Raw genomic sequence first — 20,593 nt, 5'->3', positions numbered from 1 at the left:
GATCGCGGGCGGGCGGGTGGTGCTGCGCGGGCTGGCGAGAGTCCCGGGACGCACCGCTTCTGGGCGGTGGGCGCGGCCTTCCCCGTGTCGCCGGAGATGTCGGCGTCCACCTCCGTCATCTACGGCTGACGGCCCTGATGGCGCTGCGGCCCGGCGCGGCGGCGTCTGCGGCCGGCGCAGGCCGGGCGCCTGCCGTGCCCCGGGTGCGGGCCGTGGATGCGAGTGCGAGCAACAGCAGGAGCGCGCAGGCCCAGGCGAACCAGTCGCCGGACCTTGTGTAGAGCGTGTCGGCCGAGCCGCTGGGCAGCGTGGCGAGGGCGGTCACGAACGGCGCGTCCGCGCTGTGCGCCTCGGTCCGGATCCGGCCGTTGGCGTCGCTCACGACCAGGTCGCCGTCCCGCGCCGCGCGCGCCACGGTGAGCCCGGTCTCGACGCCCCGGGTGACCGCCATCCTGCCGTGCAGCCAGCGGTCCCGGTCGAAGTCCCAGGCGGGCACGAAGATCGTCGTGGCGCCGCTCCTGCGGTAGTCGCGCACCAGGCCGGGCAGGTCCAGGTCGAAACAGATCGCGATCCCCCAGCGGGAGCCCGAACCGGGCACGAATGCCTTGCGGTTCCCGGGTTGGAAGTCGCTTTCCAGTCCGGGGATGAGGTGGTGCTTGAAGTACTCGACCGGCCGGCTCCCGTCTGCGGGGAAGTCGACAGCCGCGTTGCGGAGGCTGCCGGACCGCTTGAGGATCAGCCCGACGATGATGTCGACGTGGTGGTCGGCGGCGAGCCGCGCCAGCGGCGCCGCCAGGACGGGCAGCGTCGCGTCGTCGGCGATGAAGACCTTCTCCGGCATGACCACGACCCGCGCGCCGCGTGCGGCGAGGCCCGGTATCCGCGCCGTGTACCGCCCGAGGAGGTCGCGTCCCTCCGCCGAGGCGACCGGGACCCAGCCGTCCCGGTCGGTGGCGAGCAGCGCCACCTTCTCCGAGCCCTCGCCGTACGGCGCGCGCAGCCGCCAGGCGCCGTACCCCAGCGCCAGGGCCAGGATGATCACGGCAGTGACTCCCACCCGCAGCCGCCCGGCCGCCCGCGGTGCCAAGAACACGGCGATGGCCGCGGGAACCCCGAGGACCAGGAAGGTGATTCCCCACGGTCCGGTGACCGAGGCGGTCTGCAGGACCGGAAGGACGTCGGCCTGGGTGTAGGCCAGGCTCCACCATGCCCCGTTCGGTGACAGCACCGACAACGCGTACTCGACGGCGACCCAGGCCGCCGGCACGACGGCGGCGGCCGCCAGCGGACGTCCCCTCAGCACCAGCGCCCGTGACAACAGGACGACCAGCCCGAACAGCAGGGCCGACCCGACGATCATCGACACGGCCATCGGCGGCGGGATCCGCACCGTGTCAAGGAAGTAGCCCCACATCGTCGTCTCACCGCCGAGCCACGCGGCCGACGCCGCGAGGAACGCGGCGCGGGCGCCGACATGGTGAGCGAGGACGAGCACCGGCAGCGGTGCGAGCCAGGTGAGCCAGGGCACCGGCGTGAGCCCGGTGCCGAAATGGAACAGCGTCGCCGACAGCGCCGTGGCGGCGAGCGCCACGGCCAGACGCCGAATCGGTGAGTTCATCGTGCAGCCTCCTTCTCCAGCCGCCTCGACCCTCCAGGCATCCGGCCCTGACCCACATCACCGGCGGGAGCGATCCGGGTATCGCTCGCAGGGACCGGGACCTCTCGGAGAGTCGTGGCACCGGGTTTCACTCGAAGGAGTGAGACGGCCATCAGCCGAGCGGTGGAGGCGACGGCGGGCGCCGCGCGCGTAGTCTTGCCGGGTTCCCTCTGACACCCCCGGAGCCGGTCATGCGGGCGATCATCCTCAGTCCATCAAGGGCCGACGTCGCGATCGCCGTCGTCGTCACCGTGATGACGGTGACCCCCGTCCTCGTCCCATACCGGCAGCCGTGGTGGGCAGTGGCGCTCGCCGTCCTGATGTCGGTGCCCGTGGTGTGGCGGCGCCGCGCCATCCTCCCCGTCGGGGCGGTCGTGGGTTGCGCCACGACGCTCCTGGCGATCGCGGCGAAGTCGCTGCCGCACTCCGGGGCTCTGGTGCTGCTGCTGCCATACGGCGTGCTGGTGTGCACCTACACGTTCGCGGCGGCGGATCTCTCCCGGGTGCGGCGCGCCGGGGGCATCGCGGGTCTCGTCGTCGGCGTGGCCGTGTCGCTCGTCGTCCCGCACGAGAATCTGGAGACCTACCGTTACCTCCTCACCGCGATCGTCGCCGCGTACGCCGTAGGCGCCGGCGCACGGGCCCGGAGGGCCGGCCGGGACGCCGAACGGGAGCGCGAAGCCCGCATCCGCGAGGAACGCGCCGCCGCGGTCGCACGCGAACGCACCCGGATCGCCCGCGACATGCACGACATCGTGACCCACTCGGTCGGCCTCATGGTGATCCAGGCGGAGACCGGCCCGCTGGTGATGCGCGATCGACCGGACAAGGCCGAGGCGGTCTTCGAGGCGATCGCAGCGGCCGGGCGGGACGCGATCGGCCAGCTCCGCCTGATCCTCGGCGCGCTGCGCGGAAGCGAGGCGCCCGGTGGTCCGGCTCCGGCCAGGGGGCCGCAGCCCGGGCTCGACGCCCTGTCCGGCCTGTTGGACAACGCCCGCCGGGCGGGCCTGGACGTCTCCGCCGACGTGCGTGGCGAGCCGCGGCGCCTTCCCTCCGACGTGGACATCGCCGCGTACCGGATCATCCAGGAGGCGCTGACCAACACGATCCGGCATGCCGGAGCGAGCACCGTCCGCGTGGGGCTCCGCTGGTCCGGTGACACCCTGGACGTCGAGGTCGCCGACGACGGCCGGGGCGGGCGGGAGCTACGGGAAGGACACGGCATGATCGGCATGCGGGAGCGGGTCACGGCCTGCGGCGGCCGGCTTGCCGTCCGGCCGGGGAACCCGGGTCTCACCGTCACCGCGACCCTGCCGATCGGCTGACGGCATGCTGCGCGTACTCGTCGCCGACGACCAGGACCTGTTCCGCGGTGGCTTCGCGATGATCCTCAACGCCCATGACGACATCACCGTGGTCGGCGAGGCGGCCGACGGCGCCGAGGCCGTCACCAAGGCGGTCGAGCTGGAGCCGGACGTGGTGCTCATGGACATCCGGATGCCCGGCGTGGACGGCGTCGAGGCCACCGCCCAGGTGTGCCGCAGGACCGACGCCAAGGTGCTGGTCCTGACGATGTACGACGTCGACGAGTACGTCTACGACGCCCTACGCGCCGGGGCCGGCGGCTTCCTGCTCAAGGACGTACGGCGGGACGACCTCGTACGCGCCGTCCGCCTGGTCGCCAAGGGGGAGTCACTGCTGGCCCCTGCGATCACCCAGCGCCTGATCGCCGAGTTCGTCGGGCGTGGACGTGCCCGGCCCCGGCTGCGGCAGCGACTCGGCGAGCTGACCGACCGGGAGACGGATACGCTGCGGCTGCTCGCACGCGGCCGGTCCAACGCCGAGATCGCCGCGGATCTCGTGGTCAGCGAGCACACGGTCAAAAGTCACGTGAGCAACCTGCTGACGAAACTGGACCTGCGCGACCGCGCCCAGGCCGTCGTCTTCGCGTACGAATCCGGCCTGGTCGTCGCCGGTGACCAGGACATGTCCTGCACCGATCGACGATGACGAGTCGGTGCCCAGGCAGCCGCAGCGGGGTGGGCAGGGTGTGGGCAGGGTGCGGGCAGGGTGCGGGCCTTCAGGCGGGGCGCAGCGCGCGGCCGGGGGTGGCCCCGGTGAGTTCGCCGCCGCGCAGCACCGGCACGCCGCCGACGAGCACGTCGTCCACGCCCACGGCGAGCGATCGGGGCTTCTCGTAGGTCGCCGTGTCGGCCACCGTGGCCGGGTCGACGACGACCAGGTCCGCGACCTGGCCACGCCGTACGAGGCCGCGGTCGGGCAGCCGGAAGCGGCGCGCCGGGTGTGAGGCCAGGTGCACGGCGGCCTGTTCCCAGGTGAGGTCGCCGAGTTCGCGTACGTGCCGGCCGAGGTAACGGGCGAACGCGCCGAAGCCGCGCGGGTGCGGATGGCCGCCCACGTAGATGCCGTCGGAGCCGCCGGTGTGGCCGGGGTCGCGCATGACGGCGCGCACCGACTCCTCCCCCGCCGGGCCCTCGTCGGGGCGGGCCCGCACGCAGCCCGCCTGGAGCCGGGTCTTCACCAGCAGCACCCGGCAGAACTCCGCGGGGGTGACGCCGTACTCGGCCGCGGCGGCGGGCAGGGTCATCCCCTCGGCCCACTCGAACCCGGGGGCGTGCGAGAGGGTGATCCGCGGCCACAGGTCGTCGCGTCCGGCCCACTCCCCGGCGAGGCGTTCGCGTTCCGAGGACAGCTCTGAGGACAACTCGGAGGACAGCATCGCCACGGCGCGGTCGGGGTCGGCGGCGGGCACCCACGGCGGCAGCGTCACCATCGCCAGGATCGTGCTGGCGCGCAGGTAGGGATAGGTGTCGAAGGTCAGGTCGACGTCCTGCCGCCGGGCGTCCTCGACCAGCGGCAGCAGGATGGACGCCGGGCCGTGGAGGTGTGAGACGTGCACGGCCGCGCCGGACCGCCGGGCGATCTCCACGACCTCCGTCATCCCCACCGACGCGGACGCGCCGTAGGCGCGCATGTGGGTCACGTACGGCAGGCCGCCCAGCGGCGCGCACAACGCCGCCAGTTCGGCGGCGTCGGCGTACCGGCCGGGGGCGTATTCCAGGCCCGACGACAGTCCGGCCGCCCCTTCGGCCAGGCCCGTCTCGACCGCGCGCAGCATGGCGCGCAGCTCGTCCCCGTCCGCGGCGCGGTCCGCGGGGCCCATCGCGTCGAAGCGGATCGTCGCATGCGGCAGCAGGTAGACGGTGTTGAGCGCGGTCCTGCCGTCGTATCCGGCGAGCAGGTCGGCGACGCTCACCGGCCCGTCCACGTGCGGGTGCGGGCCGTTGACCGCCGCGAAGTAGCGGCTCGCGTAGGCGAAGGCGGCCGGGGAGGTGGCCGGCGCGAACGACAGCCCGTCCTGTCCCAGCACGAACGTCGTGACCCCCTGCCGCAGTGCGGCGTGCTGCACGAGAGGGTCGAACACGGCCGCGTCGCCGTGCGCGTGGCAGTCGACCAGGCCCGGCAGCACGAGTTTGCCCGCCGCGTCGATCCGCACCGCCGCCTCGGCCGCGCCGAGGCGGCCCACCGCCTCGACCCGGCCCCCGCGCACGCCGACGTCGGCGCGGAACGCGGGGGCTCCGGTGCCGTCCACGACGCGGCCACCGGTGATCAGCACATCGAAGGTCACGTCTCGATTAGATCAGTCGTACGGACCGGGCACACGCGACGAGCCGGGGCAGTCGTCGGGCCGCACGACGGGCCGCCGCTCCAGCACCTCGCGGGCGCGGGCCCGGGCGAGGTTCCAGCCGTTCCAGGGGTCCGGCGTGGACAGGTCGTTGACCGCCACCACGTCGCTCAGCACGCAGCTGCGGTCCGGCTCGGGCAGGCGGTCGAGGATCGGCACGGCCTCCGCCCCCAGCTCGCTCAGGTAGCCGTGGTCGAGCCGCTCCACACCCCGGACCGTCAGCTGGGTCTCGGCCACCCGCGCGTCGGGGTCCCACACCGCGAACGCCAGCAGCGACACCCCGGTGAGCAGCACGAGCGCGCGGAAGAACCAGGACGTGCCAGCGCCGGACAGGCGCACCGCTCCCGCCGCCAGGACCAGCACGAACACCGCGCCGAGCCACCAGATCGTCGCCTCCACCGAGGCCCGCAGCCGCGACAGGCCGTAGGCGTCGGTGTAGAGGCCGAGCCGGTGCAGTGCCGAGGCGAGGATGACCAGCGTGAACGCGCACAGCAGGCCGAGCAGCACGGCGAGCAGCCAGCGGTCGGCCCGGCTCTCGCGGCGCAGCAGGGCGACCGCGCCCGCCACGATGCCGAGCACGAAGAGGCTGACCGTGACGAGTTCGAAGAAGCCCGACCTCGCGTACTGCGCGTAGGTGAGGCCCGCCGTCGTCAGCACCCTGCGGCTGCCGCCGAACAACACCGTGATCTGCACGGCCACGAACGCCGCGAACAGCAGGTTCAGCCCGAGCAGCGGGATCACCCACACCTGGCGGCCGAGGGACATCCGCAGGTCGGGGGCGGCGGGCTCGGCCACCGGCCGCAGGCCCACCAGCACCGCCGCCCCAGCCGCCGCCGCGAACACGCAGAACACGAAGATCCGGTATGGCAGGCTCTGTGCCCATTCCGGCGTCCGCAGCAGGTCGCTGAGGAAGGCCGAGAAGACGGCGTCGGCGGAGGAGAACAGCAGGCCGAAGACGGCCAGCAGGACGACGGTCACGACGGCGCTGACCAGCGTGGGCAGCATCCGCCGCCGCCGCGTCAGGGTCCGGAGCGGCCCGGCCAGGAACCACGGCAACGGCAGCACCGCGAACGCGACCGAGACCCCTCCCCTGATCACCGCGAGCCAGCCCCGTCCGCCGCCCGACACCGCGAGGGACCCGACTCCGAACGCGGCCAGCAGCACCGGCCCGACCAGCCAGTCGGCGTCGCGGAAGAGCGCCACGGAGACCAGCGCGTACGCCAGGAGGCCGAAGGCCACCGTCCACGGCGTGATCCGGCCACGCCGGAGCGGCAGCACCGCCGGGAACGCCGCCGCCCCCATCGCGACCGCCGTCAGCGCGAATCCCAGCCCGGGCGACGCGTACGGCAGGGCGACGGCGGCGACCAGGCCGGCCGCCGCGGCGGCCGGCAGCAGCCACCGGGGCGCATCCGGCAGCTCCGGCCGCGGGAACAGCGGCGGCGGAACGTACGCGGGCGGCGGCGGGTATCGCCCCGGCCCCTGCGGGCCGGTCACGGGCGGCTCCGGGGAGACCGGCCGCTGCTCCGCGGACGCCGGGCCGGTGAGCACCGCGGGCGGCGGGGAGTCGCCCACGCCCTGGGCGACGGCCTCGGCGGAGCCCATACGAGCGACCGGCGCGGGTGCCGGCACGGGTGTCGGCACGGGCATCGACACAGGGGCGTGCCAGGGCGACGGCGGCACGCCCGCCGCCGCGGCTCGCTGGGCCGATGACGAGCCGCGCACCACTCCCGCGATCGTGCCGGCGACGGTGAACAGCAGCAGCGTCATGACGCCCAAGCCGAGGATGACCGAGACGATCAGCCCGGTGAGGAATCCGGCGAACATGCCGACGCCCGCCCCCAGCGCCATCCGCGCCAGGTGCCCGGCACGGTCGTAGCCAGGATGTGACGCAAGCGCGTGTGACGCGAACATGTGTGGCGCGAGCATGTGTGGCGCGAGCATGTGTGGCGCGACCATCCGCGGGCCGGCACCGTCGGCCGATGCGGCCGCGTACGGCTGGTCGGCTCGTGCGTGGACGAGGCCGGGCCGCCGGGACTCCTTCCGGTCCTCGCCGTCGCCGACGGCACCGGTGCCGTCCGGAGAGCCGCCGTGGTCACCGAGGTGGGAGGCAGCCGTCTCCGCGCTCTCGGTCCGCGGGGACGGAGCCCAGCCCTCGTGAAGGGGCTCCGACCTGAGAGGCTCCGACCTGAGGAGCTCCGGTTCGAGGAGCTCCGGTTCGAGGGGCTCCGGTCTCTCCCCCTGGCTGTCCTCCGGTCGCTCACCACCGTCCGGGGTCCCGGACGGCCGGGCATCCTCGTCCGGCGCGTCGTGTGCGTGCCGCTCCGCGCCCCCGCCTGTCCGATCGACCGCGGCACCGGTCTCCCCCGGCCCCTCGGCCGCGACGAGAGCGCCTTCGCTCAGGTCGTCACCGTCGTCCCCGGCTGAGTCGTTCCCGCCGGGCCGACCGGCGGTGCGGCCCGCGCCCGCTTTCCGGACGTCCATGTCTCCCCTTCCGGCGTGGACGGGTCCGTCCGCGCTCTCCCCTGCCCCGTTCTCCCCGGGCGCGGTCTCCCCGCGACACGGCAGCACGACGACCATCCGGCACCCCGGGGCCGTCCTCCGGCCTCCCCCTGCGGGCCGTCTCGCGGCAGTGAACGCGGCAGAAATCGCGGCCGGGACCGGGTCCGACACCGCGATCGACCCGCCGTGCAACTCGACGATCTCCTTGGCGATGGCGAGCCCGAGCCCGGCCCCGCCCGCGTCGGCGGCCCGTCCGGCGTCGAGCCGCGAGAAGCGTTCGAACACCCGGGCCCGCTCCGCCGCCGGGATGCCGGGCCCGTCGTCGGTCACGCTGATCTCCAGGTTCGGCCCGGCCTGCCGCGCCTCCACCCGGACCGTCCCGCCGGGCGGGCTGTGCCGTACGGCGTTGTCGAGCAGGTTGGCCAGCACCTGCGCGAGCAGGGCCGCGTCGGCGGACAGCACCGTCCCCGGCGTGACCGCGCTCGCCACCGTGACGTCGTCACGCGCGAGAGTCGCCTCGGAGACGGCCTGCCGGCACAACGACGCCAGGTCCAGCTCCTCCGGCTCGATCAGCCGCGCCCCCGAGTCGAGCCGCGACAGGTCGAGAAGCTGGGCCACCAGGCGGCCGAGCCGCTGCGTCTGGGCGAGGGCCGTGCCCAGGGTGTCGAGGTCGGGCGGCGTGACGCCGTCCACGATGTTCTCCAGCACCGCCTGGAGGCCGGTGATCGGCGTGCGCAGCTCGTGGCTGACGTTGGCCACGAGTTCGCGCCGTTGGCGATCGACCTCGGCGAGGTCGGCCGCCATCGCGTTGAAGGCCCGCGCCAGCTCCCCCACCTCGTCCCGGGACGTCGCGCTCACGCGCAGGCCATAGCGGCCCTTGGCGATCGTCTGCGCGGCGGCGGCCATCTCGCGCAGCGGCCGGATCATGCCGCGGGCGAGGAGCTGCACCATGATCAGCGCGAGGACGACGGCGATCGCGATCCTGAGGTCCCGGGACAGGCCGCCGTTGATGCCGACCTCGTTGACGACGAACGCCGCGACCACGGCGAGCACGATCACGATGCCGAGCTTGACCTTGATCCGGCCGAGGAAGTCGAGCGGCCTCAACGCCTGGCTCTCCTTAATGAAGCGTCACGGGCGGACGAGCGCGTATCCCACGCCATGGACGGTGCGGACGACCTCCGGGCCGAGCTTGCGGCGCAGCGCGCGGACGTGACTGTCCACGGTCCGGGTCGCGGCGGCCTCGGAGAAGCCCCAGATGTCCGACAGCAGCCGTTCGCGCTCGAAGACCTGGCCGGGCCGCTCGGCGAGACGCCGCAGCAGGTCGAACTCGGTCCGGGTGAGCTGGGCCTCGGCCCCGCGGACGAACACGCGGCGCTCGGCCGTGTCGATCTCCACGTCGCCGACCCGGATCACCGTGTCCTCGTGGGCCAGCAGACTGGCCCGCTCCACCCGCCGCAGCAGCGCGTGGATCCTCGCGACGAGCTCCCGCATGCTGAACGGCTTGGTGATGTAGTCGTCGGCCCCCACCCCCAGGCCGACCAGCACATCCGTCTCCTCGCCGAGCGCGGTGAGCATCAGCACCGGCACCGGCCGGGCGGCCTGCATCCTGCGGCACACCTCGAGCCCGTCCAGGCCGGGCAGCAGCCGGTCGAGGACGACGACGTCGGGCTCCGCCTTCGCGTAGGCCTCGAGCGCCCCCTCGCCGTCGCTCACGACACGTACGTCGAAGCCCTCCGCCGCGAGCCGGAGCCGTACGGCGTTCGCGATGGTGTCGTCGTCCTCGACCACGAGGACGCGACGTTGCTGAGGGGTAGCCATGGAGGGAAGCGTAGATGCCCTCTGTGCAGAGCCGTCGTCCGGAAATGTGCAGATCCCGTGCATCGGTGAACGCCGGCCGCCCCCGCCGGGCGTGTCGTGACCGCAAGCCGTGTCACCGCCCCCGCGAGCCGAAATCGCAGGTCAGGGGTTTCGCTCCCCGGTTACGGGTAGCCCCGATATGACCAGAAAGGAGGCGCTAATGGACCGCCAGTCAAGGCCGGAGACCATGCGGGAGAACGACGTGATCGATCTCCTGACGCAGCAGCACGTTCTCATCCGGGACCTGTTCGACGAGGTCGACAGATGCCAGGGGGAGCAGCGCAGGGAGGCCTTCAGCCGCCTCGTCCGCCTGCTCGCCGTCCACGAGACGGCGGAGGAGGAGATCGTCCACCCCTTCGCGCGGCGCAAGCTGGTCGGCGGCGACACGATCGTGGACAACCGCCTCCAGGAGGAGGAAGAGGCGAAGGAGATGCTCAGCCGCCTCGACGACATGGACGTGACCACGCCGGAGTTCTCCCAGGAGCTGGAGAGACTGCGGGCCGCCGTGTTCGCCCACGCCGCCGCCGAGGAGCGCTACGAGTTCTCCGAGCTCAAGGCGTGCACGTCCGAGGGCGAGCGCAGGGCGATGGCCGTGGGCGTCAAGGCAGCCGAGGCGATGGCTCCCACGCACCCGCACCCCGGGGTCGAATCGGCGACGGCGAACATCCTGGTGGGGACGCCGGTCGCGATCATGGATCGCGCCCGCGACCTGATCCGCAAGGCGATGGGCAAGTCGGAGTCCGGCGAAGGCTGAGTCTCCGGGCGGGCCGCCGTACGGGAACGGAGATCGTCCCGTCGACATCGGGAGCGCGGCCCATGCCGGAGACCGGGGAGCGTGCGCGGCGTCGCGGAGCCGGGCGGAGACGGTCACTCGTCTCCCGGGCGCCGCGGCGCCGCGGCGTGGAAGAGAGCCGGCCGGGATCGGACCGTCTTCCCGCGGGCGTTCGCGGAACTCCGCCGGGACTTCGGACGTTCTCCCAGGTGACGTGGGACGACGTCCCGCGCGGGACCCGACACGAAAGGCCTGACGATGTCGCCACTGGGCAAGTACTACGTGGGCGCGGCGGTGGTGGCCGTGCTGGTCTTCATCCTTCCGGTGCCGACGCTCCTGGCCTGGCTGGTCGCGATCGGCGCGCTGGGGGCGCCGATCGTCGCCTACTTCATGCTCGACGAGTCGCAGCGGGCGCGGCTGCGGCGCATCCGCCGCCGCCAGATCGGCGGCTGAAGCCCCCGCGAAGACCCGACGAAGGAACACCGGCCGGGCGGCCGTCGCGGCGCCCGGCCGTTCCGCTTCGCTCAGGAAGCGGTGGCGATCCTCCTGCGGACCCGCTCGGTGACGTTCCGCTCCAGGATGAAGGACAGGAACGGGATCGTGCCCGCGATGAGCACCAGCAGCAGGTATCCCACCGACCAGCGGGCCTTGATCAGGCCCAGGTTGATCGCCGCCACCAGATAGACCATGTACAGGAAGCCGTGGATCGGCCCGACGACCGCGACCATCGTGCCGCTGTCGAAGCCGTACTTGACGACCATCGCGGCACACAGCACGAGCAGCATCACGCCGACGATGTACGCCATGACGCGATAGAAGTTGAGCGCGGATTCCACGTCGATCTTCACCTCTGCTGGGGAAACGGTCACCACACGATATCCGTGCCACCCGGCGGTCCAGGCTCCAGGGCCGATCAGGCCTCCACGGGCGCGGTGGGCTCGGCCGGCTGCGGCTCCTCACGCTCCCGCTCCCGCTGCCCGCGCAGGGCGTCGCGGACGAAGTGGAACCACATGTACACGGCGAACAGCGCGAAGATCCACCACTGGAGGGCGTAGGCCAGGTTGCGCCAGGTGAAGCCGCCGCCTTCGGTCGGCGCCGACACGGCCACCGGCGTGACGCGGGACGGCGGCTCCTGCGCGGTCGCGACGACGAACCCGTCCCGCACCCGCGCGTCCGGCCACACGTTGATCAGCTCCGCCGTCGACACCGTCGCCACCTGGCCGCGTGGCAGGTTCCCGCTGCGCATCACGTCGTCGGTCTGCTCGGCCGGCCGCAGCCGGCCCGTCACGGTCACGGTGCCCTCGGGCACGGCCGTGGCGGGATCGGCCGCCGCGGGAACCCAGCCGCGTACGACGGGGACGACCGTGCCGTCCGCGAGCCGCAGCGGCGTGAGCAGCCAGAACCCGCTCCCCCTGGCCGCCCGGCCGCCGGGGGCGGCGACGTCCGCGACCCGGTCGGCCACCAGCAGCTGGTTCGCGGCGTCGTAGGTCCCCGTGGCGGTCACCCTGCGGCTGATCGCGGTGCCGGCGACGTGCTGTCCCACCCGGGTCAGCTCGGTGACGGCCACGGGCGCGGGGTCGGGGGCCCGCCTCGGGCCGCCCGACGCCTCGAAGACGCCGAGTTGCCAGCGGCCGAGGAAGGTGAAGGACACGAGCACCCCGATGACCAGCAGGTGCAGGGCCACCAGCCGGGGAGCCAGGAGGGTGCGGAGCATGGATACAACGCTATCCGCCGCCCCCACCGGTCCGGTATTCGCGCCGGTGCCTTGGATGAACACCAAGGCACCATCAGGAGAGGGCAAAATCCGACAAATCACAGCCAGGGCGCACCATGTGTCGCTAGAGTCATGCCCATGTCCGACCCTCAGATCGACCCGGCCGGAAACACCCAGGCTTTCCGGGCGTTCGCGCAGCAGCAGGACACGGAGGCCTCCCGGGAGCAGCCGTCCCGCCTGCCGATTTGGATCGCCGTCGGTGCGGCGCTCGTCGTGATCCTCGCCGTGGTGGCGTACCTCCTGGTTCGCTGACATACCTGTACCAGCCGCCGACGACCGCGCCCGTCGGCGGCTTTGTCATGCCCGCCGACGGATCGGCCCCTCACTGCCACGACGTACAGTGACGGGGTGCCCGCCGGCGTCCTATGAGGGCCCCGGGAGCACTCCCGGCTGCTCCGGCCGTACGCATCGGCACCTGGACCCAGCCCGCCCGCAGGAATATATTGGACAAATCTTCCAATAGGACGGGGAGGACCCATGCCCAGTCCGGGCGTCACGATCATCGGTTCCGGGTTCGCCGGGCTGTGCATGGCCATCAAGCTCAAGGAAGCCGGCTATCACGACTTCGTGATCCTGGAGAAGGCCGGCGAGCTCGGCGGCACCTGGCGGGACAACACCTATCCCGGCTGCGCCTGCGACGTCCCCTCGCCGCTGTACTCCTTCTCGTTCGAGCTCAACCCCGGCTGGTCGCGGCTGTTCTCCCCGCAGGACGAGATCTGGGACTACATGCGGGCCTGCGCCCGCAAGTACGGCCTGGAGCCCCACCTGCGGTTCGGCAAGGAGGTCTGCGGGCTGGAGTACGACGACGAGCGGGCCCTGTGGCGGGTGTCGACCGGCGACGGGGAGACCTTCGAGACCCACGCCGTCGTGTCCGGCGTCGGCGCCCTGCACGTGCCGTCGCTCCCCGAGATCCCCGGCCGTGAGCGCTTCACCGGCACCGCGTTCCACTCCGCCCGATGGGACCACTCCGCGGACCTGAACGGCAGGCGCGTCGCGGTCGTCGGCACCGGCGCGTCGGCGGTCCAGTTCGTCCCGGTCGTCGCCGAGCGGGCGAGCCGGCTCACCGTCTTCCAGCGCACCCCGCCGTGGATCCAGCCCAGGCCGGACCTGCCGATCGACGGGCGGCTGAAGCGGGCCATGGAGACGCCGGCCGGCGCCCGCCTGCTGCGCGACGCCTTCTACTGGCTGCTGGAGGCCCGGGCCGTGGGCTTCACGATCAACCCCCGGCTGATGAAGGCCCACCAGGCGATGGCCGAGCGGCACCTGGCTCGGCAGGTGCCCGACCCCGAGCTGCGCGCGAAGCTGACGCCCGACTACACCATCGGCTGCAAGCGCATCCTGCAGTCCAACGACTACTATCCCGCACTGACCAGGGACAACGTCGAGCTGGTCACCGACCGGATCACCGAGATCAGGGAGCGGTCGGTGGTGGACGCCGCGGGGCGCGAGCACGAGGTCGACGTGATCGTGTACGGCACCGGCTTCCGGGTGGTCGACTCCCTCAACGAGCAGCGGATCGTCGGCAGGAACGGCGTCAAGATCCAGGACGCGTGGCGCGACGGCATCGAGGCCTACTACGGGATCACGACCGCGGGCTTCCCCAACCTGTTCTTCCTGCTCGGTCCCAACACCGGTCTCGGGCACACCTCGGTCGTCTTCATGATCGAGTCGCAGGTCCGGTATGTCATGGACTGCCTGCGGCTGCTGTCGAAGACCAAGGCGAAGGCCCTGGACGTACGGCCGTCGGCGCAGCGGGCCTTCAACGACCGCCTGCAGCGGCGGCTCGACCGGCTGGTGTGGAGCGACGGCGGCTGCACGAGCTGGTACCTCGACGAGCACGGCAGGAACCGCACGCTGTGGCCCGGCTTCACCTTCGAATACTGGGCGCGGACCCGGAAGATGAAGCCGGCGGCCTACGAACTCATCGGCGCCCGAGGCCGGCTGGGCGGCTGATCGAATCAGCGACGCGGGCTGACCACGAGGGCGCTGCCTCCCCCACGCCTGGCGGGCTCGGCGACCGCCTGGACACGGCCGTTCCGAAGGAACTCCAGGCCGGTCGCCGCGCCGATCTCCCCCGCCGGCGGCCCGGGGACGTCCGTCAGCGTGTGACCGAGCGCGGTCAACTCCGCGCCGTACCGCTCGGTGAACGCGGGCTCGGCCTGCGTGGCGGCGGTGTTGCGCTGCGAGGCGCGCGGCGCGGCCACGGCCTCCGGGAGCGACATGCCGAAGTCGAGCCGGTTCACCAGGATCTGCAGCACGGTCGTGATGATCGTCGCGCCGCCGGGCGAGCCGACGGCGAGCAGGGGCCTGCCGTCCTTGAGCACGATGGTCGGGGCCATCGACGACCTCGGGCGCTTGCCGGGAGCGGGCAGGTTGGGGTCGCCCGGCGCGGGGCCGAAGGTGAAGTCGGTCAGCTCGTTGTTGAGCAGGATGCCGCGGCCCGGCACCACGATCCCGCTGCCGCCGGTCTGCTCGATCGTGATGTTGTAGGCCGCCACGTCGCCCCACCGGTCTGTCACCACGAGGTGCGTGGTCTCAGGCCCCTCCTTCTTCTCCTCCGGGACCGAGGCCCCCGGGGTCGCTGAGGGGCACGGCGCGTAGGAGCCGTCGGGCGAACCCGGGGCGGCGGGGTGCGCAATCGCCCGCGGGCCGATCAGGCAGGCGCGCGCCTTGGCGAACCCGTCGGAGAGCAGCTGATCCAGCGGCACGTCCACGTACGCCGGGTCGCCGACATAGGCGTTGCGGTCGGCGAAGGCCAGCCGGGACGCCTCCAGGTATTCGTGCAGGCCGACCTTCGGGAGGGCCTCCAGGATCTTCAGCGCCTCCCCCACGGTGGATCCGCCGGACGACGGCGGCGCCATGCCGTACACGTCGAGGCCCTTGTACGTGACCTTCGTGGGCGGCCGTTCGAGCGCCCGGTAGGCCCTGAGGTCGGAGACCTCCATCAGGCCGGTCCTGACGTTCCTGGTGGCCCCCTGGCGCACCGGCGGCTTCTTCACGGTGGCGACGATCTCCCGGCCGAGCGCCCCGCCGTACAACCAGGCCGGGCCGCGGATGCCCAGCTCACGGTAGGTGCGTGCGAGGTCGGGGTTGCGGAAGACCGAGCCGACCGGCGGCGGCTGCCCGCCCGGCAGGTAGAGCGAGGCGGTCGAGGTGAAGTCGGCGAAGCGGCCGGCGTTCTGCTGCGTCTGGTCGTGGAACGTCTGGTCGACGACGAAGCCCTTCTCGGCGATCTCGATCGCGGGGCGCAGCGCCTGCCGCAGCGGCATCGTGCCGTACCGGCGCAGCGCCGTGTCCCACTGCGCCACGCTGCCCGGGACGCCGACCGACAGCCCGCTGGTGACGGCCTCGTCGAACGGGATGCCCTCGAACGCCGCCGAGGTCATCGCCCGCGGGGCGGTCTCCCGCCCGTCGATCGTCGTCACCTTCCGCTTGCGGGCGTCGTAGTAGACGATGAAGCCGCCCCCGGCCAGCCCGGCCGAGTAGGGCTCGGTCACGCCCAGCGCCGCCGCCCCCGCCACCGCCGCGTCCATCGCGTTCCCGCCCTGGCGCAGCACCGAGAGCGCGGCCGTGCTCGCGTCCAGGTCCACGGTGGCCACGGCCCCGCCGTACCCCTCCGCGACCGGCCGCTTGACCTCCGCCGCGGACTCCACCGGTGCGGCGTGGACGGGCGGCGCGAGGAAGCCCGCGAACGTGACCAGCCCCAGCGACGTGACGACGACGCTCTTCATGCCCCGGCACCTCCACCACTTGAGCGATCACTCCAGCATGACTCACGGACGTCAATATCGCTGCGGGATTGTCCGCTTTTGGACGCCGACGCGGGCTACTCCTCCCGGCGTACGGCGGACTGCCGCGCCGGGCGGATGCGGTGACCAGCGGCGATGGCCTAGCGTGCGGGTGTGCGTTCCCGTTCCGCGATGTACCACCGCATCGATCCCGTTCTGCCGGTCATCATCGGGATCCTCCAGGTGTTCCTGACGATGGGCGCCCAGTACTGGCAGTTGCGTAACCCGGACCTCGGGCGGGTGCCGCTGACCGGGTGGGGCTACGCGCTGCTGCTGGTCGGGCCGCTCGCGATCGCGGTGCGCCGCCGCGCGCCGGTCGCCGCGCTGGTCGTCACGCTCACCTCGACCTCGGTCTACATGCTGCTCGGCTACTCGTACGGGCCGGTGTTCCTCAGCCCGATCATCGTGATCTTCAATGCGGTGCTGTCGGGGCACCGTCGCGCGGCGTGGCTGTCGTCGGGGGCGTTCTTCCTGTTCGTGGTCGTCTACGCCACCTGGTTCATCCCCCACCGGGCGAGCCTCTTCCACCACACCGCGGTCGCGGCCTACCTGCTGCTCACGCTCACCGTGGCGGAGTTCCACCGGATGCGCCGCGAGCGCCTCGCCGAACGCGAACGGGTGGCGCGTGAGGAGGCCAGGCGGCAGGCGAGCGAGGAACGGCTCACCATGGCCCAGGAGCTGCACGACGTGCTCGCCCACAACATCTCGCTGATCCACGTGCAGGCGTCCACCGCCCTGCACATCCTGGACGACCACCCCGAGCAGGCCCGCACCGCGCTGACCACGATCAAGCAGGCGTCCAAGGACGTGCTGACCGAGATGCGCGGCGTGCTGAGCCTGCTCAGGGACGGCGCGCCGCGCTCCCCCACCGCCGGGATGGCCCACCTGGCCGACCTCGCCGAGCGCAGCGGCCTGCCGGTCACACTGGAGGTCACCGGGCAGACGCGCCCGCTGCCCGCCGGCATCGACCGGGCCGGCTACCGGATCGTGCAGGAGTCGCTGACCAACGTCTCGCGGCACGCACCCGGCTCGCGGGTGACCGTACGCGTGGCGTACGCGCCTGAGGAGCTGACCGTGGTGATCGAGGACGACGGCGCGGGAACGGCGCGGGCCGAGGCGGGCCTCGGCAGCGGCAACGGCATCCCCGGCATGCGCGAGCGGGCCGCGGCGCTCGGCGGGTCGCTGGCGGCCGGCCCCCGGCCCCGCGGCGGCTTCCGCGTCGAGGCCCGCCTCCCCCTCCCCCTATCCGCCACCCCCAAGGAGCCGAATTGATACGCGTCCTGCTCGCCGACGACCAGGCACTGGTCCGGGCCGGGTTCCGGGCCCTGCTCGACGCGCAGGAGGGCATGACCGTCGTCGGCGAGGCCGGCGACGGCGAGCAGGCCGTCCTGCTCACCCGAGACCTGCGCCCCGACGTGGTGCTGATGGACATCCGCATGCCCGGCACCGACGGCCTGACGGCCACCCGCCGCATCGGCGACGACCCCGCCCTCGCCGACGTGAAGATCGTCATGCTCACCACGTTCGAGCTGGACGAGTACGTCTTCGAGGCCCTGCGCGGCGGCGCGAGCGGCTTCCTGGTCAAGGACACCGAGCCGGCCGAGCTGATCCAGGCCGTCCGGGTGGTGGCCTCCGGCGACGCCCTGCTGTCCCCAGGCGTGACGCGCAGGCTCATCGCGGAGTACGTCGCCCGCGCCAAGGAGCCCGGCATCGTGACCCGCCTCGACCCGCTCACCGAGCGGGAGCGGGAGGTGCTCGCGCTCGTGGGCACCGGCATGACGAACGACGAGATCGCCACCAGGCTCTACATGTCCCCGGCGACGGCCAAGACCCACGTGAGCCGCACGATGAGCAAACTCCACGCCCGCGACCGGGCCCAGCTCGTCGTCATCGCGTACGAGTCGGGCCTGGTCAAACCCGGCTGGCTCTGACACGCCGTACGGCCGCACCCGGCGGCAACGTACCTCAGCCGGCGAGCGGCTCCTGGAGTTCGGTGACCCACCGGGCGGGATCCTCCCCGGCCTCCAGGTAGAGCTCCCTGGCGTACCCGGCGGAGCGGTGGCCGCCGTCGGCGATCCACCGGGCCAGCGTCTGCGCGGCCGGGAGGACGTCGTCCATCGGGCCGCGATGCACGATGGTGGCCGCCTGCTCGATCACGGGCAGGTCCACGATCGCGAAGTCGTGACCGTCCTCGGGCGCGGCCGCGACCGGCATCGCCACGTGGGCGAGGATCCCCTCGCCGCCGGGGGCGTCCTCGTAATAGGCGATCGCCGGCCCCACCGGGGTCACCGCGGCCTCGTCCAGCCTGCGGCACAGCTCCTGGAACAGCGGGCCGACGACCGGGCCGATGTCCTCGGGTTCGTAGCTGCGCGCCACGCCGCTGAGTTCCGCCACCCGGACGGCTGGGATGCGCTTGACCACCACGTCGTCGGTGTTCATGTGTCCCTCACTCTCGATCGTCCGGAGCCTCGCCTCGACCTGGGCCAGCCGGGCCGCCGCGGCGGCCATCGCCGCCTCCAGCTCCGCCTGCCGCAGCCGCAGCATCCCGCGCAGTTCCTCGGCGCTCACCTGCTCGTCCAGGACTTCCCGCACCTGTCTGAGCGTGAAGCCCAGATCCTTGAGCGCCGTGATCCGGTTGAGGCGGGCAAGCTGGCCCGCCTCGTAGAAGCGGTAGCCGTTCGCGGGATCGACGCGGGCCGGGCGGAGCAGCCCGATCGCGTCGTAGTGGTGCAGCATGCGGACCGACACGCGGCCGTGCCTGGCGAAGTCTCCGATGATGAACATGGTGTGACCGATTCCAGCGCCTCACACGGTGTCAGGGTCAAGCGCCGCCTCTCAGGCCGCCGGTGGCAGGGGGCGCGCTCCCTCGGATCGCAAGCCGTCGAAGATCAGGTGAAGGTATCGGCGCCAGGCCCCCGTGACGTCCTCGTCCGGCGCGGCGGCCTGGCAGGCCGCCGTCAGCATCCGGATCACGTCCTCCCCGGTGATGTCACCGCGGATGACACCCTTCCTTCTGGCTCGGTCGGTGAGCGCCTCCGCGACCCCGGACAGGCGGTCGGCGGCGGCTCGGACCACCGGATCCCTCCGGACGTCCGTGGTCGCCGCCTGGCAGAAGGAACGGTCGCTCACGTGCAGCTCCACCCCCGCCGTCATGAACTCCAGCAGGGCCGCCTCCGGGTCCGCCGCCTCCAGCAGCGTGCGCCCCGTGACCGCGAGCTCGTCGAGCCGGTCGGACACGATCGCGGCCGCCAGCGACTCCTTGGTCGCGAAGTGGCGGAAGACCGTGCCCTTCCCGATGCCCGCGCGCTGCGCGATCTCGGAGATCGACACCTCCATGCCGTGTTCGGCGAACGCCTCACGCGCGGCGTCGAGCAACGACTGACGGTTGCGGACGGCGTCGGCTCGCGGGCGGCGTGTCTGCGATGGGGTCGGCACGTGTCGCCTCGCCTCCCAGCTGTTCTCTCCGGCGACCCTAGCACAAGTTGACCGCACGGTCCGGTTATGTCAGATTCAACGTGACCATGCGGTCCGCTTATCGGTGTGACCCGGTCGACGCCGCTGCCGGCCGCGGGAGCGGCCGCGCATCGAGATGAACAGGAAGGTCGGATCATGGACGACAGACGGCACTCGGTCCTGGTCGTCGGAGCGACCGGCACCCAGGGATCGGCCGCGGTGCGCGGCCTGTCGAGCCGCGGCCACCGGGTCCGCGCCCTGACCCGCGAGCCCGCCCGCGCCCGCCACCTGGCCGAGTTGGGCGCCGAGGTGGTTGTCGGCGACCTCGGCGACCCGGCCGCGGTAGAAGCCGTTCTCGACGGTGCGACCGCCGTGTTCGCGGTGCCTGTCCGCGATCCCGGAGACGACACCGCCGAGCTGAGAAACGCCACCTTCCTCATCGAGGCGGCCAAGCGCTCCGGCGTCCGGCACTTCGTCCAGACCTCTGTGGCCGGCACCGGCGATCTCCCCCGCATGCCCCGCTGGGGCAGCGGCCACTGGAACGAGGAGTACTGGGAGACCAAGCGCCGGATCGAGGAAGCCGTTCGCGACGGCGGCCTGCCCGCCTACACCATCCTCAAGCCGTCATTCCTCATGGAGAACCTCCTTCCGCCCAAGGCGCCGCTGATGTTCCCCGAACTGGCCCGGGGCGAGATCGTCACCGCCGTCGGGCGGCATGTCAGAGTGCAGATGATCAGTGCCGACGACATCGCGGCCTTCGCCGTCGCGGCGCTCGAACGGCCCGGCCGCTTCTCCGGGCAGAGCATCGAACTGGCCGCCGAGGCGCTGACCATGCACGAGGTGGCCGCCATAATCGGCGCCGTCACGCAGCGGACCGTCAGGGCGGTCTCGCTCGCCCCGTCGCAGGCCGTCGCCGCGGGTCGTCCACCGGCGGTCGTCCGCGGCGAGGAATGGCTCAACGAGGTGGGGTATCAGGCCCCGATCGACGCGCTCGCCTCCTACGGCGTCGCCCTGACCGGCTTCAGGAGGTGGGCGGAGACGCACCGCTCCAGGCTTCTCGGCCAGGCCGGCGGCTGATCAGGAC

Annotated in this window: 18 protein-coding genes; 9 read left to right on the top strand and 9 right to left on the bottom strand. The window is 72.6% G+C overall.

Translation table 11 applies throughout. The annotated features are described in order from the left end of the window. Nucleotides 1–115: 115 nt before the first annotated feature. Complete coding sequence (locus tag QSK36_RS07380; protein ID WP_285781779.1) at nt 116–1,618, bottom strand: nitrilase-related carbon-nitrogen hydrolase; 1,503 nt, start codon at nt 1,616–1,618, stop codon at nt 116–118. Between the two features lie 230 nt (nt 1,619–1,848). On the opposite strand from QSK36_RS07380, the gene QSK36_RS07375 reads away from it, so the two are divergent. Both QSK36_RS07375 and QSK36_RS07370 read left to right on the top strand, forming a co-directional pair. After that, a complete protein-coding gene (locus QSK36_RS07375) occupies nt 1,849–2,982 on the top strand; it encodes a sensor histidine kinase (protein WP_285781778.1) in 1,134 nt (377 codons plus the stop codon). Nucleotides 2,983–2,986: 4 nt separating this feature from the next. Further along, entirely contained in the window at nt 2,987–3,667 is a 681-nt protein-coding gene (locus tag QSK36_RS07370; protein ID WP_285781777.1) for a response regulator, read from the top strand. A gap of 70 nt (nt 3,668–3,737) precedes the next feature. Here QSK36_RS07370 and QSK36_RS07365 read toward each other — a convergent pair whose 3' ends face one another. The 3 genes from QSK36_RS07365 to QSK36_RS07355 are packed head-to-tail and all read right to left on the bottom strand — an operon-like array spanning nt 3,738 to nt 9,683. Continuing rightward, nucleotides 3,738–5,306: an N-acyl-D-amino-acid deacylase family protein gene (locus tag QSK36_RS07365; RefSeq protein WP_285781776.1), complete on the bottom strand. Its 1,569-nt coding sequence runs from the start codon at nt 5,304–5,306 to the stop codon at nt 3,738–3,740. A gap of 12 nt (nt 5,307–5,318) precedes the next feature. After that, on the bottom strand, nt 5,319–8,969 hold the full coding sequence (locus QSK36_RS07360; RefSeq protein ID WP_285781775.1) for a DUF4153 domain-containing protein: 3,651 nt from the start codon (nt 8,967–8,969) through the stop codon (nt 5,319–5,321). Nucleotides 8,970–8,993: 24 nt separating this feature from the next. Then, a complete protein-coding gene (locus tag QSK36_RS07355) occupies nt 8,994–9,683 on the bottom strand; it encodes a response regulator (protein ID WP_285781774.1) in 690 nt (229 codons plus the stop codon). 199 nt (nt 9,684–9,882) lie between these two features. Between QSK36_RS07355 and QSK36_RS07350 the strand changes: the two genes are divergently transcribed. Further along, entirely contained in the window at nt 9,883–10,476 is a 594-nt protein-coding gene (locus QSK36_RS07350) for a hemerythrin domain-containing protein (protein WP_285781773.1), read from the top strand. A 276-nt stretch (nt 10,477–10,752) separates the two neighbouring features. Beyond that, the gene (locus tag QSK36_RS07345; RefSeq protein ID WP_183534958.1) at nt 10,753–10,947 is read left to right on the top strand and encodes a tail-anchor membrane protein; all 195 of its coding nucleotides are present in this window, start codon (nt 10,753–10,755) and stop codon (nt 10,945–10,947) included. A gap of 71 nt (nt 10,948–11,018) precedes the next feature. Here the strand turns inward: QSK36_RS07345 and QSK36_RS07340 are convergent, their stop codons facing one another. Together QSK36_RS07340 and QSK36_RS07335 are read right to left on the bottom strand one after the other, a co-directional pair. Beyond that, nucleotides 11,019–11,363, bottom strand: coding sequence for a DUF3817 domain-containing protein (locus QSK36_RS07340; RefSeq protein ID WP_240809292.1), 345 nt, complete (start codon nt 11,361–11,363; stop codon nt 11,019–11,021). Between the two features lie 44 nt (nt 11,364–11,407). Beyond that, entirely contained in the window at nt 11,408–12,208 is an 801-nt protein-coding gene (locus QSK36_RS07335) for an SURF1 family protein (protein ID WP_285781772.1), read from the bottom strand. A 138-nt stretch (nt 12,209–12,346) separates the two neighbouring features. On the opposite strand from QSK36_RS07335, the gene QSK36_RS07330 reads away from it, so the two are divergent. Next, complete coding sequence (locus QSK36_RS07330) at nt 12,347–12,520, top strand: hypothetical protein (protein WP_167538797.1); 174 nt, start codon at nt 12,347–12,349, stop codon at nt 12,518–12,520. A 225-nt stretch (nt 12,521–12,745) separates the two neighbouring features. After that, entirely contained in the window at nt 12,746–14,221 is a 1,476-nt protein-coding gene (locus QSK36_RS07325; RefSeq protein WP_285781771.1) for a flavin-containing monooxygenase, read from the top strand. 5 nt (nt 14,222–14,226) lie between these two features. Here the strand turns inward: QSK36_RS07325 and ggt are convergent, their stop codons facing one another. Next, the gene (ggt, locus tag QSK36_RS07320; protein ID WP_285781770.1) at nt 14,227–15,999 is read right to left on the bottom strand and encodes a gamma-glutamyltransferase; all 1,773 of its coding nucleotides are present in this window, start codon (nt 15,997–15,999) and stop codon (nt 14,227–14,229) included. A 171-nt stretch (nt 16,000–16,170) separates the two neighbouring features. Here ggt and QSK36_RS07315 point away from each other — a divergent pair, with 171 nt between their 5' ends. Continuing rightward, nucleotides 16,171–17,328 (top strand): sensor histidine kinase, encoded by a 1,158-nt coding sequence (locus QSK36_RS07315; protein ID WP_285781769.1) that lies wholly within the window; start codon nt 16,171–16,173, stop codon nt 17,326–17,328. After that, nucleotides 17,325–17,987 (top strand): response regulator transcription factor, encoded by a 663-nt coding sequence (locus tag QSK36_RS07310; protein WP_139578549.1) that lies wholly within the window; start codon nt 17,325–17,327, stop codon nt 17,985–17,987. Before QSK36_RS07315 ends, QSK36_RS07310 begins: the two co-directional genes overlap by 4 nt. Before the next feature lie 34 nt (nt 17,988–18,021). On the opposite strand, the gene QSK36_RS07305 is transcribed toward QSK36_RS07310, so the two are convergent. Both QSK36_RS07305 and QSK36_RS07300 read right to left on the bottom strand, forming a co-directional pair. Then, nucleotides 18,022–18,840 (bottom strand): MerR family transcriptional regulator, encoded by an 819-nt coding sequence (locus QSK36_RS07305; RefSeq protein WP_183534951.1) that lies wholly within the window; start codon nt 18,838–18,840, stop codon nt 18,022–18,024. 51 nt (nt 18,841–18,891) lie between these two features. Continuing rightward, the gene (locus QSK36_RS07300; protein ID WP_285781768.1) at nt 18,892–19,491 is read right to left on the bottom strand and encodes a TetR/AcrR family transcriptional regulator; all 600 of its coding nucleotides are present in this window, start codon (nt 19,489–19,491) and stop codon (nt 18,892–18,894) included. 174 nt (nt 19,492–19,665) lie between these two features. On the opposite strand from QSK36_RS07300, the gene QSK36_RS07295 reads away from it, so the two are divergent. Continuing rightward, nucleotides 19,666–20,586 carry an NmrA/HSCARG family protein gene (locus QSK36_RS07295; RefSeq protein ID WP_183534949.1) on the top strand — a complete coding sequence of 307 codons (921 nt, stop codon included), beginning with the start codon at nt 19,666–19,668 and terminating at the stop codon, nt 20,584–20,586. Nucleotides 20,587–20,593: the final 7 nt, after the last annotated feature.

Source organism: Microbispora sp. NBRC 16548 (assembly GCF_030268985.1).
In the GTDB taxonomy this organism is placed as follows: domain Bacteria; phylum Actinomycetota; class Actinomycetes; order Streptosporangiales; family Streptosporangiaceae; genus Microbispora; species Microbispora catharanthi.
Note: the sequence above shows the minus strand (reverse complement) of the source record. Positions and strands in the feature narration are given on the sequence as shown.

Coding starts and splice junctions, on each gene's coding strand:
- QSK36_RS07380 (WP_285781779.1), bottom strand. CDS start 1,618: ATGAACTCACCGATTCGGCGTCTGGCCGTGGCGCTCGCCGCCACGGCG.
- QSK36_RS07295 (WP_183534949.1), top strand. CDS start 19,666: ATGGACGACAGACGGCACTCGGTCCTGGTCGTCGGAGCGACCGGCACC.
- QSK36_RS07355 (WP_285781774.1), bottom strand. CDS start 9,683: ATGGCTACCCCTCAGCAACGTCGCGTCCTCGTGGTCGAGGACGACGAC.
- QSK36_RS07325 (WP_285781771.1), top strand. CDS start 12,746: ATGCCCAGTCCGGGCGTCACGATCATCGGTTCCGGGTTCGCCGGGCTG.
- QSK36_RS07335 (WP_285781772.1), bottom strand. CDS start 12,208: ATGCTCCGCACCCTCCTGGCTCCCCGGCTGGTGGCCCTGCACCTGCTG.
- ggt (WP_285781770.1), bottom strand. CDS start 15,999: ATGAAGAGCGTCGTCGTCACGTCGCTGGGGCTGGTCACGTTCGCGGGC.
- QSK36_RS07330 (WP_167538797.1), top strand. CDS start 12,347: ATGTCCGACCCTCAGATCGACCCGGCCGGAAACACCCAGGCTTTCCGG.
- QSK36_RS07345 (WP_183534958.1), top strand. CDS start 10,753: ATGTCGCCACTGGGCAAGTACTACGTGGGCGCGGCGGTGGTGGCCGTG.
- QSK36_RS07370 (WP_285781777.1), top strand. CDS start 2,987: ATGCTGCGCGTACTCGTCGCCGACGACCAGGACCTGTTCCGCGGTGGC.
- QSK36_RS07350 (WP_285781773.1), top strand. CDS start 9,883: ATGGACCGCCAGTCAAGGCCGGAGACCATGCGGGAGAACGACGTGATC.
- QSK36_RS07375 (WP_285781778.1), top strand. CDS start 1,849: ATGCGGGCGATCATCCTCAGTCCATCAAGGGCCGACGTCGCGATCGCC.
- QSK36_RS07305 (WP_183534951.1), bottom strand. CDS start 18,840: ATGTTCATCATCGGAGACTTCGCCAGGCACGGCCGCGTGTCGGTCCGC.